Origin of the sequence: Moorena sp. SIO4A1 (assembly GCF_010672065.1) — a bacterium.
In the GTDB taxonomy this organism is placed as follows: domain Bacteria; phylum Cyanobacteriota; class Cyanobacteriia; order Cyanobacteriales; family Coleofasciculaceae; genus Moorena.
This window is the reverse complement of the sequence record NZ_JAAHHX010000036.1, coordinates 23,399-36,720: the sequence shown is the minus strand read 5'-3', so window position 1 is coordinate 36,720 and position 13,322 is coordinate 23,399. Positions and strand designations below refer to the sequence as shown.

15 protein-coding genes and 1 pseudogene are annotated in these 13,322 nt (G+C 42.6%); 5 read left to right on the top strand and 11 right to left on the bottom strand.

Going from position 1 to position 13,322, the window contains the following annotated elements:
- Positions 1–110: 110 nt before the first annotated feature.
- Positions 111–563, bottom strand: coding sequence for a DNA-binding protein (locus F6K53_RS22400; RefSeq protein WP_293063797.1), 453 nt, complete (start codon positions 561–563; stop codon positions 111–113).
- An 84-nt stretch (positions 564–647) separates the two neighbouring features.
- A complete protein-coding gene (locus tag F6K53_RS22395; RefSeq protein ID WP_293063800.1) occupies positions 648–914 on the bottom strand; it encodes a hypothetical protein in 267 nt (88 codons plus the stop codon).
- 305 nt (positions 915–1,219) lie between these two features.
- Between F6K53_RS22395 and F6K53_RS22390 the strand changes: the two genes are divergently transcribed.
- On the top strand, positions 1,220–1,483 hold the full coding sequence (locus tag F6K53_RS22390; RefSeq protein WP_293063803.1) for a DUF4278 domain-containing protein: 264 nt from the start codon (positions 1,220–1,222) through the stop codon (positions 1,481–1,483).
- Between the two features lie 480 nt (positions 1,484–1,963).
- On the opposite strand, the gene F6K53_RS22385 is transcribed toward F6K53_RS22390, so the two are convergent.
- Positions 1,964–4,633, bottom strand: a complete 2,670-nt coding sequence (locus F6K53_RS22385; RefSeq protein ID WP_293063804.1) for a hypothetical protein — start codon at positions 4,631–4,633, stop codon at positions 1,964–1,966.
- Between the two features lie 820 nt (positions 4,634–5,453).
- On the opposite strand from F6K53_RS22385, the gene F6K53_RS22380 reads away from it, so the two are divergent.
- Positions 5,454–5,669 (top strand): hypothetical protein, encoded by a 216-nt coding sequence (locus F6K53_RS22380; RefSeq protein WP_293063806.1) that lies wholly within the window; start codon positions 5,454–5,456, stop codon positions 5,667–5,669.
- Between the two features lie 116 nt (positions 5,670–5,785).
- Here the strand turns inward: F6K53_RS22380 and F6K53_RS22375 are convergent, their stop codons facing one another.
- Positions 5,786–6,238, bottom strand: coding sequence for a DNA-binding protein (locus F6K53_RS22375; RefSeq protein ID WP_293063808.1), 453 nt, complete (start codon positions 6,236–6,238; stop codon positions 5,786–5,788).
- A gap of 586 nt (positions 6,239–6,824) precedes the next feature.
- Here F6K53_RS22375 and F6K53_RS22370 point away from each other — a divergent pair.
- Entirely contained in the window at positions 6,825–7,031 is a 207-nt protein-coding gene (locus F6K53_RS22370) for a hypothetical protein (protein WP_293063810.1), read from the top strand.
- Positions 7,032–7,187: 156 nt separating this feature from the next.
- Here F6K53_RS22370 and F6K53_RS22365 read toward each other — a convergent pair whose 3' ends face one another.
- Positions 7,188–7,775 (bottom strand): hypothetical protein, encoded by a 588-nt coding sequence (locus F6K53_RS22365; protein WP_293063812.1) that lies wholly within the window; start codon positions 7,773–7,775, stop codon positions 7,188–7,190.
- A 124-nt stretch (positions 7,776–7,899) separates the two neighbouring features.
- Here F6K53_RS22365 and F6K53_RS22360 point away from each other — a divergent pair, with 124 nt between their 5' ends.
- Entirely contained in the window at positions 7,900–8,046 is a 147-nt protein-coding gene (locus F6K53_RS22360) for a hypothetical protein (protein ID WP_293054676.1), read from the top strand.
- A 150-nt stretch (positions 8,047–8,196) separates the two neighbouring features.
- Here the strand turns inward: F6K53_RS22360 and F6K53_RS22355 are convergent, their stop codons facing one another.
- On the bottom strand, positions 8,197–9,084 hold the full coding sequence (locus tag F6K53_RS22355) for an NAD(P)-dependent oxidoreductase (RefSeq protein WP_293082253.1): 888 nt from the start codon (positions 9,082–9,084) through the stop codon (positions 8,197–8,199).
- A 177-nt stretch (positions 9,085–9,261) separates the two neighbouring features.
- Here F6K53_RS22355 and F6K53_RS22350 point away from each other — a divergent pair, with 177 nt between their 5' ends.
- A complete protein-coding gene (locus F6K53_RS22350; protein WP_293063819.1) occupies positions 9,262–9,426 on the top strand; it encodes a hypothetical protein in 165 nt (54 codons plus the stop codon).
- Here F6K53_RS22350 and F6K53_RS22345 read toward each other — a convergent pair.
- The 5 genes and pseudogenes from F6K53_RS22345 to F6K53_RS22325 all read right to left on the bottom strand — a co-directional run.
- A pseudogene (locus F6K53_RS22345) lies at positions 9,423–9,686 on the bottom strand (DUF2237 domain-containing protein); the annotation flags it as partial. The gene F6K53_RS22350 and the pseudogene F6K53_RS22345 sit on opposite strands and share 4 nt — an antisense overlap.
- Positions 9,659–10,909, bottom strand: coding sequence for a transposase (locus F6K53_RS22340; protein ID WP_293063822.1), 1,251 nt, complete (start codon positions 10,907–10,909; stop codon positions 9,659–9,661). The gene F6K53_RS22340 and the pseudogene F6K53_RS22345, both read right to left, overlap by 28 nt.
- A 134-nt stretch (positions 10,910–11,043) precedes the next feature.
- Positions 11,044–11,160, bottom strand: coding sequence for a DUF2237 family protein (locus tag F6K53_RS22335; protein WP_364300532.1), 117 nt, complete (start codon positions 11,158–11,160; stop codon positions 11,044–11,046).
- A 50-nt stretch (positions 11,161–11,210) separates the two neighbouring features.
- Complete coding sequence (locus F6K53_RS22330; protein ID WP_293082237.1) at positions 11,211–11,870, bottom strand: DUF4230 domain-containing protein; 660 nt, start codon at positions 11,868–11,870, stop codon at positions 11,211–11,213.
- Positions 11,871–12,182: 312 nt separating this feature from the next.
- On the bottom strand, positions 12,183–13,322 hold the full coding sequence (locus F6K53_RS22325; protein WP_293063827.1) for a Gfo/Idh/MocA family oxidoreductase: 1,140 nt from the start codon (positions 13,320–13,322) through the stop codon (positions 12,183–12,185).

The following is a 13,322-nucleotide window of genomic DNA, read 5'->3' as shown; positions in this document are numbered from 1 at the left end:
TTGTCAGCGATAAGCGATTCTTGGGTGCTTATTGAACCATTCTAATCGCTCTAGCAATCAGCTCTTTTTCCCTGTTCCCGATTCCCGATTCCCGATTCCCGATTCCCGATTCAGGGACTAGCCGGAAAACTTCCACCAATAAAGTGAATATCACTAAAGGTTTCAATCCACAAACGAGCGCCACAATCGAGGGGATTATCTGGGTTATAAACAATCTTACATGGACCAAGGATTTCCACTTCGTTGCCGTAGAGATTGGTACCACTGCGTTTTACTGAAATTACTGGCTTCCGGTCTTTGGGGCTTTTCTTGATATTCGAGCCAATGTGATTGCGATTGACATTAATCTTGGCTAAAGCGGGAGGACGACTAGTGCGCCATTTTCCTTTTGGTCCACGAGACCCTTTGGTAATTTGTGGCAAATGGTTGAACAGAGGAATAATCCAGAATTTCCCAGTTTTATAAGCACCGCGAACGCGACCCTTCTCTAGGAGTTGGCGCAATCGTCGAGAAGAAATTCCTAATAGAGATGCCGCTTCAGTAGTTCCAACGCACTTGTTCATGGAGTGTTTTTAACTCTTCCTATAATCCTATTTTAATAGATAAAAAGAAAATTGGCAACTTTTTTTAAATAGGGATGAAAGTAGCTAAAGTGTGGTAAGTGTGGAGAGGGTGGAGAGCAAATCAAGTGCTGTGGTTTCCAATATTAGCGACTGCGTCAATATCGGAATAGTTGGAAAATTGGGAATCGGGAATGCGATCGCATAAGCGCGGAAGCTTCGCTTCATCGCGTAGCGTGACCAAAGGTCAATCGCATATGATATGGAAATGCGATCGCTATAGCTGTTGGAAAATGCGTTCGCGTAGCGGCTCCAAAGGAGCATCGCGTAGCGTGACATGCAGGTCAATCGCATTTGTTAATCCCCGTCCACAACTTCTGAACAAGCGGAAGAGTTGAGCTATGGTCGGTCATGCCATCCCGTAACGGCTCCAAAGGAGCATCCCTTGGGAGTGCTCCCAAGTAAGGGCATAGAAACTATTAGTAAATTTATTAATAAAAAATTTTATTTGTTTATGTATAGTTATTTAAATGGAACCCTGATCAAGCAACGGTTTCAGTCATATTTTTATCGGAATTATAAGGTTAAAAAAATATAACCAGGATTTAACAGAAAAATAGCCTTAAATCCATAAGTGTTTTTTAAAATTTAATATAAGTTTGACAAACTTAACAATCGGAGGAGATATGAAACTTAGGTATCGTGGTCTAAGTTACGACGTTCAACCCTCTCTACTAGAAGTAACAGAGGGTGAAATTGGAGGGATTTATCGAGGACAAAATTGGAGATATAACTATCCCAAATATGTGGCTAAATCCTCAAGTGTAAATCCTCTGACATATCCAGAATCAGCAACGCCCAATTTTTATATTGGCTTACATGGGCAAACATGGTTTGAGTCTTTGCAATTATTCGCGCTTTAGAGCTGATTTGTAAACTCGCTGTAATCCTTGTAGGATAAGGCTTGGGCTAAACTAGAACAATTGAACTATTTAATACCCAAAAGACAATCATAGCAAGGTTTTCAGGCTTCTTAATATTTACTTTACAAATTAGCTCTTAAACTCAGGCATTAATGAAATTAAGTCGCCAGAAATGGGCCAATTATCAGCGAGGGTTGAAGGCTGCAAGTCTTATCCATCTACTTTGTGCTTTCCTTGTCACCCCCGTAGTCTCGTAATCTGTCAATGTTAATCCTGTCTCCTGTATCCTGTCAGTGTATTTTAATGGAATCCCAAAGCCATTCTATACTTATCGCCACGGACTTTATTAACATTTTTATGGCTCTTTACTAGTGCGTTAAACATATTGAAAAATAGCACTAGGATTTATCGATTTTTTGCAGACAATAAAAACGCCGAATGAGAGGTCATTCGACGTTTTTAAGGTAAATTAGGGTATATTCATATCAGAGATTGGGCTATGTTGTTCATATACTTATATAACCCACCGCTCATTGCCGGATGAAGCTGTACGTTAGGATGTTGATCTATCCATAACGCGCCCATTGTTGTTACTTTTGTTGCAATGTTGTAGTGGAGATTTGCCCTGATACTGAATAAATTAAGATCTTTGTCATTTCTGGCGGGGTTGTAGTAAGCGTTTTCCCAAATAAATACTATTTTTGAGTTATTTGTTACGTGAGCTGTAGGTTGGTGTCGTTTATAATATTTATTATCCAGCCAAAAATTAAGATCATTTGATACATTACCTGTTGCCGTAATGGCACCTAAATCGTCTGGGGAAGGGTTTGGATCTTTATTAGGATCATAGCCTTGATAGTTTGAATCTGAATCTGAATCGTCTGCTGGATCGTAATATGGGTGGTCTCGATCAACATCAGCACCTGTCACCATGAGATTCATCATAGGGCTTCTTCGTAGAGTTGGAGAAGCTGGAGCGTTAGACTGTTGTAATTCTGCAAGGGTTTTCACATACTCTTTAATTGATTTTGTGTTTGTCTCTGATGTGTCGGCAGAAATCGGTTTACTCTGGTCTTCAGGAGCAAATTGGAGGAACCATCCAATTATTTGTGGGACTCGAATATTGATTGTCACCACTTTCTCCTTAATGGATGAACTCACCCTTTTATCATCAGAATGAGATGCTTCAGAGTGTGAAGCGCTAAAACACAGGAACCCTCCACCTATTGAGGATTTGCTGTCAAGCATTGAATGAATTGCACTGAGACTGTTCTCATTTGCTTTGAAACGGATAGTAATGTCTTTTGCCACTAAAAAAGAACTTGGGAAGCAAGGGATTAAAGTTTTCCTAGCGTTCTCAAGTGCATCATTAAGAGCTTGTTGAGCTTCTTCAGGTTTTTCTTTTGCAAGCTTACGTGCGTTTTCGAGTTCGTTAAATCCGAAAGTAACCTTTTGGTTGGACAGGCGATCCATTGTAGAGGTCAGATTGAAAATACCAGGTTCAAACCAGTTGCGTTCAATGTTAACTTTTGCAACTTTCATTCCGATCTCTATTGCTGTACTGATCTCTGTGAATTTGTCAGTGCTATGAAGCGTTGACTTTTCTTTGTGTCCCCCGGCGCTTCCAAAAAACAAGCTAACGTGCCAATCGGTTTGCTCGAAACTTGTTTGGAGGGTAGTGGTATGATCCATTGCTTCAGAGGTGACATACATTGTCAGATCCATAAAACGGTCTGAGCCTTCCGATTTATTGGATTTATGTTCTAATCTCTCTCCTACAGTAGGTAGCGGTGTTTCGTCTTTTTTTTCATCAGCTTTTTTGGCTGCTTGCTTTAAATTTTGCTCCAGTTCTTGAACTTCATTCAGTAATGCTGTGATCCGATAAAGCAGAGGTTCCAGATTACCGAAATCTCCGGCTTGAAGATTAAGATAATTAACACCTTTTGTTGCTACATCCAGAGCAGAATTTGTGAGTGCCTGTTGCTTTTCGTCAAGGTCTTTTTGTCCCTTTTTTAATTCTTCAAGATCTTCTTTGGAGATGGTTGATGATTGATGATCACCATCTTTATCAAGAGTATTCTTTATGTTATTGATTTCTTCCAGTTCCTTTGTTTCTTCACCACTTCCACCGGATTCCATATAGATATTGAATGCAAGTACAGCGTTATCAGAAAACTGTCCGGTCAGGTCAGTTTGTGCTTGGCTATATGCTTTTTCAGCTTCTACCAATGCATCGTTTGCTTCCTTTAATTTTTCGTCGCTTACCTTTCGTTTTATAAGCGCATTAACTTGGCTTATGGCAGCATTTAAAACTTTTCGTCTGTTCGACAGTTTACTTATGATGTATTTGGGTGATTCCAGTAAATCTTCTGGATTTATGTCACTTGTTAGATCTATAAACCAGTCTGAGGGAGTTAGCTCAACGGGATAAGCGTACCCACCATCAGGTAAAAGCTCTCTAATATTCAGAAGGTTCTGTCGTGCTTCTTGAATTGAGCCACCAGGTCCCGCTTCAAGAACACCGAGAATTGCATTCATGTCTTCCGGACTGAAGAATCCAAGTACATCTCCCATTGTTGCATTTAGCTCAGCCATGTGACCTTCAGCACTTTGTTCATACCACTCGAAGAATGCTTCATTGGCTGCCTTTTCGTTGATTTTCCCCGTTTCGTTGTCTTTGTATTCTTCACGTAGCCGATCCTTTGTGTCTTGCTGTAGTTTTTCCCATTCCTGTTTCTTTGCAACCCATTTTGCAAATAATTCGGAATACAGTTCAATAACACTGCCTCCATAGTCTTTACCCTTTAATCGGTAGTCTGGTTGAGAGCTGAGGAAGTTTCTGAGTTCGGCCTTTGTTTTCATTAGTTCCTCATCAAAACGGGGAACCAAAACGCTTAATGCCTGTAAATACTGATAGCCGAGATGGTGACCGTTGGAACTCCCTGTGACTTGAACAGGATAAAACATCTGATTGACCAGTTCAGATTCAGCCGCCCTCACTATCGCTGGTTTTACACCATTTGTGTTCCATGAGAATCTTGATGGATCAAGACTTGTCCCTGGAATCATCATACAAAATCGTTCAGTAATGCCGCTCCCGAACAGTTCACTAAGTTGTGCGTAAATCTGGTCGATTACTGGTGTAGTCATGTTTAAAAAAATATCTTGCGAATGAACTAACTAAAAGGATTACAACCTATTGCATAGAGACCTAATTATATATATGGCAGACATCCTAAATGCCATTAATAGCATTTAGCATTTAGATGTTTTTGTGTGCGTTATTTAGGCCACATTTATAGACTATACGACATGATTCAGGTTTGAAAGTACCCTTGAGGGTACCTTTTATGGCGTTCCTGAAAGGGTAATTTTTTTTGCTCTCCTAGTGTGGCTAAGCAGGTGCACAAAATTAATTGCACATTTTTCAAAACTCAAAGCCTTACAATGTAAGGGTTACAGAGATTCAGAGTAGGTAATTAATTTTGTGTAGGTGCTTATGATAAATTTAGTATAAAATAATCGCTATAGCGCTTAATAAGTAAGGCTTTAAGTAATTTAAAAATGCAATTTTAATAAGCAGGTGCACAAAATTAATTACACAGTAAGGATTCAGCTATCAGCGTGTCGCGTATCAGCGTGTCGCGTATCAGCTATCAGCGTGTCGCGTATCAGCTATCAGCGTGTCGCGTATCAGCTATCAGCTATTAGCTTTGGGCCAAGGCTCACGCTACGGTAATGGCTCAGGGCTGACGGCTGACCGCTGATGGCTGAATGCTTACATTACACATTTCATAAAACTCAAAGATTTACAATGTAAGGGTTACAGAGATTGCGAGTAGGTAATTAATTCTGTGTAGGTGCTTAAAAATGTATTTTTAGTTTATTGAATCCCTTGCTATTGAAGGGGTTAATCTCATTTAAAATACTCATTTAGCTGCCAAGATAGCTGTTAGGTCATCGGGCGATCTTGGTAGCTAAAGATTTGCTTGAGAATGAGAAGATGGTAACCAGTGTGACCACTCCTTTAGATGTGGTAACTCAGAAGTATGACCAGGATGGGAACCTCATCCATACAGAGATTAAGAAGAGCAAGTCTACTAAAACCGTTACCACTTTCCCTACACCAGAGTCATTGATTCGTTTGAAGTGCAGAATACCGATTGAAAACACGCCTGTTGGTTGACCTTTGGTGATTACCCTCTGTACCTCAACTTATCGTGCAATCCTTGGCATGTGAGCGACATTAAGTATTCACAAAACCCGTAGTTACCCAAAATAGTCCCAAAACCCTTGACCCCCTCACCGACTCGCCGGAAAACTCCCACCAATAAAGTGAATATCACTAAAGGTTTCGATCCACAAACGAGCACCACAATCGAGTGGATTATCGGGATTATAGACAATCTTACATGGACCAAGGATTTCCACTTCGTTGCCGTAGAGATTGGTACCACTGCGTTTTACTGAAATCACTGGCTTCCGGTCTTGAGGGCTTTTCTTGATATTCGAGCCAATGTGATTGCGATTGACATTAATCTTGGCTAAAGCGGGAGGACGACTAGTGCGCCATTTCCCTTTTGGTCCACGAGACCCTTTGGTAATTTGTGGCAAATGGTTGAACAGAGGAATAATCCAGAATTTCCCAGTTTTATAAGCACCCCGGACGCGACCCTTCTCTAGGAGTTGGCGCAATCGTCGAGAAGAAATTCCTAATAGAGATGCCGCTTCAGTAGTTCCAACGCACTTGTTCATTAGTGGACTTAATTTTTAACTCTTCCTATAATACTATTATAAGGGATAAAGAAAAAATTGGCAACTTTAGGGAGTCGGGAGTCGGGAATCGGGAATCGGGAAGAAACGGAAGAGTTTAGGGTGTGGTAGGGAAATGCGATTGACCTTTGGTCACGCTACGCGATCGCAAAGCCGACGCTTCATCGCGTAGCGGCTCCAAAGGAGCATTGTTTGGCCTGTCCTAAGAATCCCTTAAGGTAGCTTGAGTCCACGCAGCGGCTAGCTACCATCACACATAGTCACTTACAAAATTAATTAATTAATGGTTGGGGAAACAGGATTTTTCCCGACTCCACTACTCCCGACTCCCGATTCCCGACTCCCGACTCCCTCACAAGTTTGTTACAAAAATTTTCAAAATATGTTATAATATAAGATTATTTGTGCTATAATGAAATTACCGTGGGCGCTAAAGCGATGCAGCGCGGTCTTGGGGGTTTCCCCCACTCGCTATTGCATCAAGAAACGTTCCACGGTAAGAGCCAGCCTACAGAAGTCACACGGAAGGCTGGCTCTCGTCCCCCAGTTAAGGAGATAACTTATTATTATGACGTACTCTCAACGCCTATATCCATGGGCGGTAGTTCGGCTATTGCCCAAGATGCAAAGAGTAGTTGTTGGTCGTTTCCGCAACCGTTCGGATGCGGAAGGTCACATGGAGGCTCTGAAGCGGTTAATGCCTGATGGGAAATTTATCATTGTATTTGATATTGGGCAGGATATAGATGAAGAATCTGAGGAGAATAGGGAGTAGGGAGTAATTAGCTTTCAGCTTTCAGTTATCAGTGATCAGTTATCAGCTTATGGGTTAGGTCACAGGCTGGAAGCCTGTTCCACCCTACTTGAGGGGTTAGGTCACAGGCTGGAAGCCTGTGCCACAGCTGACCACTGACCGCTGACCACTGACCGCTCATTTACTACTCACAATAGTCTCCCAATTCTGAATCACTTGCTGCAAAGCTTCCGGGAGCTGGTTATGACCAATATCGGCATAACGTGTGGTACCAGCATTGCTGCTCAGAGTAACACTGATGTAATCAGCAGCACCAATAGGAGCAGGGTAACTGAGCTGATCAAACTGACCAAAGTCTACGTCTTTGTTGAGAAACTCTTCAAAGCCTTTGACATCTTGACGGGAAATGCGAGCAATCTCGGTGGGAGTGCTATTCCCATTGATCCGTATGTACTGCTGAATCACTTGTCCATTGTTGAGCAGACGGGTTTCAACGGTTTGACCAAAGAAACCACCATTTGCGATCGCACGAAATACGGTATTCTTTTCTAGGGCTGGTGGTAATTCACTGCTGGGAATCGGTACTGCTGCCAGTAGGTCTTGATTGTCTACTGATTCAACCTGAGCGGTTGCGGTAGAGTTACCTGATGGTAAGAACTTACTTTGACCAGCTTGGCTAGTTACTGCACTAAAGGATAAAATTCCGGTTAATGCACAGGCAGCAATAATATAAGAGGATGGGGTGATTGCACGCAAGTTTTTCATCTGATTCCCTTTTTTAGTTGAAGGTGTACCGATAGGCCAAGGTAGAGAAGTTAGCAGCAGTATCAAGACCAATTGCTGGTGTTTGCCTCTTCACTTAGGACTATTGACTTGTGGGAGATTTGTTTTGTTTCGTGGTAACTACCGCACTAACGGTAGGGAAATCACGTCTTCTGACCGAAAAAGGCAAAAGGCAACAGGCAAAAGGCAAGAGGGGCAAGAGATCGGAAGTTTAATTGTCCAATCAAAAAAGACCATACAGGTTTACATCTGATTCAGAACGCTAAATAAGCGCGTTTGTATCTAGGTCCTAAACACACTTTTTGCCTTGGGTGTAGCGTTATATATTTGATTAACTCTTGCCTCTTGCCTCTTGCCTCTTGCCTTGACCTAAGGGATTCTGTTCACAACTCAAATATAAATGCTAGAATTTTCCGACTTTCCCCCGTAACCCTTCCAATTCCTCCCGCACTGATAACGGTTGATACCCCAAACTAAATGCTAATGAACTATCCAATGACGTATCCGGAGATCTAGGGGCAGCCATCGGTACATCCTTTTGTAGACAGCGTCCCAAGTTATCTTGGGAAAGCTCAAATACCTCAGCCATCAGACAACCAAATTCATAGCGGGAGATCCTTTCTTTTCCCCCCAGATTAACTAGACCTTGGACTTTCTCTAGCGCTAATAACAGTCCCTTGGCTGCTGTTGTGCCACTGACAGGGGTTCTAATTTCATCGGTAAATAAGCTCAATGGTCGCCCTTCTCTCAGGATTTTGAGGAAGGGTTGGATAAAGCTACTGGCAGTAGGGGGAGTGATGCCAAACATTAAGGGCATGCGGCAAATCGCGACTTTAGGATAATGCGATCGCATCCCTTCTTCTGCCATAACTTTTTGCTCACCGTAATAGCTGATGGGCGATACCGGATCAGTTTCTAGATAAGGAGGATTTAAACCATCGAAGACCAAGTCAGTAGAGGTAAACACGCAAGGGATATCATAATCTGCACTTAGTCGAGCAATATTGATAGAAGCTGTAACATTAATCGAGTATGATTCCTCTCGATGGGTCTGACAAAAATTAGGTTTAGATTGAGCTGCGGTATGAATTACTCCTGCTGGCTGAATCTCAGCAAACAGATGCTTCATGTCTTGGAATTCCCTCAAGTCAGCCTTTACTAGGCTTATTCCCGGAATATCTATTTTCTGGGTAAAATACGTTCCATAAATATCCCATTTTTCTTTAGCGAGCTGGCAAAGGTTCCATCCAAGGAAACCGCTAGCTCCTGTCACTAAGAGTTTTTTTCTCATCAAAATTTAGAGTTAGTAAGGGGGGAAAACAGATATCCTTGTTACTGTTCTATCTTTTGATTTCCTTAAGTGCCCATTAAATAAGCTGACAGCAATCAGCGTTCAGCAGTCAGCTTAGATGGGCTTTTCCCAAGACTTTCAATTGGGTGCATCTCCTAAAAGCTGTTTGACCCATTGGTGCGTTACGGGACGGACTTTCCTAACACTGGCTACCGAGAAAATGAGAGCTCGCCCGTCCCTAACGCACCCTACCTAACTATTCTCTGCTCCCTACTCCCTACTCCCTGCTCCCTAAAAACATGTATACCTTACCTAATTGAAAACGGCTATATCAACGATTAGCCGTTCATAACAGCGTGTTCCTTAAATACCTCCAAAGGAATGTAATCAAGGGCTGCTTCATGGGTTGCTGACAAAATCACTGGTGGCGCAACCCCAGCATCCAGCGCCTCCTTCCAACGACTGAGACACAAACACCATTGATCTCCAGGTTTAAGACCAGGAAAATTATAGACTGGGGATGGTGTACTCAAATCATTCCCTCTTTGCTTAGTAAAAGAGAGAAACTCTTCCGTCATTTCTGCACAAACGATATGTACACCAACTTGACACTCCCCATGGCGCTTATGCCAGGGGATTCTCGGTTCAGCGAGCCAACTTGCTCAACCAGGTCGGAACCAAGCAGAGTAGAGGTCGAGTCTCCCCGAGCGTTTTGATAAGTTCCGGTGTGCCCCACCGTACCTAAGGCTCTCGTTAAGATGTTTATGGCGGCATTGTGATCACGGTCTAACTGACATCCACACTTGCAAACATGGGTTCGAGTGGATAATGACTTCTTGACCACTTCTCCGCAACTAGAGCAGTTTTGGCTAGTATAAGCAGGATTTACTGCAACAGTTATCCGACCAAACTTAGTGCCAAAGTGCTCTAGCCATTCCCGAAACTTGTACCAACCTGCATCATTAATAGATTTGGCAAGGCAATGGTTTTTAACTAAATTTTTAACTCTCAAATCTTCGTAGGCGACCAGGTCGTTAGACCGGATTACGCAACGCGCCAGTATCTTGGCATGTTCTTCACGCTGCCTACTTATTTTGAGGTGTGTCCTGCCTAGCCTATTAATAGCTTTCTTTCGGTTAGTAGAGCCTTTCTTTTTTCGGGAAACTCTACGTTGATGAAACTTTAAGCGTTTTTCGCCTTTGCGATAGAATCTAGGGTTAGGTTCTGAATATCCATCAGAGTCGGTGTAAAAGTCTTTTAGTCCAACATCCAGGCCAATGGTATATCCAGTAGCTTCCAGTTGTTCTGAATTGTCAATTTTTACGCAGAACTGAACGTAATACCCATCGGCTCTTTGTACTACACGAACTCGCTTGATGAGTTTTTGGTCGAAGCACCATAAGTCCCACGTACCTTTGAGTTTAACTTTTCCTATCCCTTTCTTGTCTGTAAACTTGATTGACTTTTTGTCGGGGGATAGTTTCCATCCTGATTGCTTGTACTCAACAGACCTGGAATGCTTCTTGAATTTTGGGTATCCTTTTTTTCCTGGGACTTTCTTCTTGCAATTGTCGAAGAACCGCTTAATAGCACGCTCTACATTCTCAACAGAGGCTTGACAAGCATGGCTGTTAAGATTCTTGACAAATTCAAATTCGTCCCTTAGTTGAGTGTTGTAGCGATAGAGTTCTTTCTTCCCTACTCCGCGATTGTCCATCCAGTACCGAAGCACTTTGTTCCTGACAAAGCGAGCAGTTCTAATAGCTTCATTGATTGCCCACTCTTGAGGCTTTTTCAACACAGCCTTGAACTCCATAACTAACACTTCAGTATCACCTCCTTGTCTTCTATCTTTACTTAATATTGTAGTCGGTTAGCTGAGATAAAAGTTCCCGAGCAGTTAGGGAATAAATTCCTGCTCGGGCTAACCCCATAAATAGAATTTAGGGGCTTGCGCCCTCAGGGTTTTCGGTCAGTTGGTCCTGTGTCACATTTTCCGTTCCGAAAAAATCCCGTCATCGGAGATGTGCAGCACACCTTAAGTGTTCCGCCAAGAACGTTTTTGGCATTGTTCATGATCCGGTAGTTAACTCTAATTACTACAATAATCTTGCTTATGTGTTGTGCTAGGATGGTGTTTGGAAAGCTGTCAAACACATCGATGGTGATGAAGGTTGAAGCTTTACGTCTACGGTTTTGTAACCAGCTGTCATCAATAAATTAGTCACCACTAATTGCGCCCTTTGATTAGCTTGCTCTAGCACACCTTGCTGACAAGCAGTAGCCTGAATTTTTCGGAGGGTTTCCTGTTGAGCTAGCATCTGTAATTGAGGGGCAACATCGGGTCCAAGACCCAAAAATCCTCGGTTGTAGTCGTAGACCTGGGAACGGGTAACATCAATCTTGCTATCCAGTAATTGGGGTGGTGGCAACTGCACTTGGATCGAGTCATTGCTGATTTTGACATCATCCACGCTTAATTTCCCTAAATCAACCCCAGCTCTAACTTCCCCATAAGCAATGTAGAGTAATGTCGTTGACGCTAAGCGATATTGTCCTAAGTTTCTATCTTGACGAGTTGGAACAACTGCCTCCATGCTAAACACAGCAGTGGTCAATTCACTAACATTACGAACTTTATTAACCACAACGTTTCTCACATCCACCTCTGGTTCTGGCTGTGATAAGTTTAATTGTGATAAGTCGAATAGACCATTAACTTGTTCAAACAAGCGGGAGCTAGTGCGCCACATCACCACTCCTAAAATTAGGGTCGTGAGTATCATGCCCCCTGTGCTCATCAAAATCAAACCTCTAGGTATACTAGAGATAATGCTGAGTAACTGATGCTTTCGATGCTGACTCTTCATTTTTGTTTACCTTAAAATTTAATTATTAACAGTTATTTATTCCTAATTTATGCTATTGTTTAATAACAATGAAATGCTATTTGGTGTCAAAAATCTATTTTAAAATTATCAAAGCGATATATAGCAATTTCTAGCCTAATGAGGTAGACAATTTTTTTTGCCCTATTCCCTATTCCCTATTCCCTATTCCCTATTCCCTATTCCCTATTCCCTATTCCCTATTCCCTATTAAAAACCGCTATACTTATGCTTATCTACCTCAACCCAACGTCTAGTTTCATGAGACTCATGGGTTAAATCCATTAACATCTGGGAGTACACTCCTTCTTTGAGAGATAGTGTGGTAACGCTACCATTGTCAATGGCTTGCACCCAATAGTCAACCACCCGGATAAATGGCGCTAAACGACCATCGAGATAGGTTTCAGCAAATGCTAGTCGTTGGGGAATTTCTACTTCCATCAGGGATTGACCGGCGGTGGCTGCCCACAGGCGAAATCCATGAACGTAGTCTTTGAGATTGTTACTGCCTAAGACTAAGGTACCGCGATCGCCATAAACCTCTACAAAGTGACCTCGCCCGTGATAGGTTACGGAACTAATAGTGAGTTGACAAGGGGTACCATCTGCCAATTCCAGTAATAACAGACAGGTGTCATCAGCATCTACTGGCTTAAGTAAATTGCTAGCGTTGGGGTCTGGTCGTGCTGGAATTGCAGTACTCAGTTGAGCACACAACCGCTGCACTGGTCCAAATAGCCAATGAATATAATCAAAGGCATGAGAACCAACTGCCCCTAGTGCTCCGCCACCCTTATCCTTTTGAGCATACCAGTTCCAGGGGCGTTCAGGATTAGCTCGGCTAGAGACTAACCAGTCAATTTTAATCAGACGCTTTTTACCCACATAGTCTTTTTCGAGATATTCCGCTAACAGCTGCCATGAGGGGATAAAGCGGAATTCAAAATCAGGTATAGCGACAACACCCTTTTCTGTAGCGAGTTGGTAAAGCTCCTGGGTTTCGGCTGCCTTTAAGGTCATCGGTTTCTCTAGTAGCAGATGTTTGCCTGCTTCTAGAACCATTTTCGCCATTTCGTAGTGCAGAAACGGGGGAGTACAGATGCTAACCGCTTCTACTTCCGGTAAAGCTAGGATGTCTTCTATGCGATCGCATCCATGGGGAATATCATATTGGTTTGCGATCGCATTTGCCTGATCCGGGTCGCGGTGATAGACAGCCACCACTTCCGTTCGGGAATGAGCGTTAAAGCCAGGGATATGGATTTTTTGTCCAAATCCAGTTCCAACTACCGCCACACCAATTGTTGGTAGCTGTTCAGTTGCACCTGTTGCAGAAAACTCAGCCAT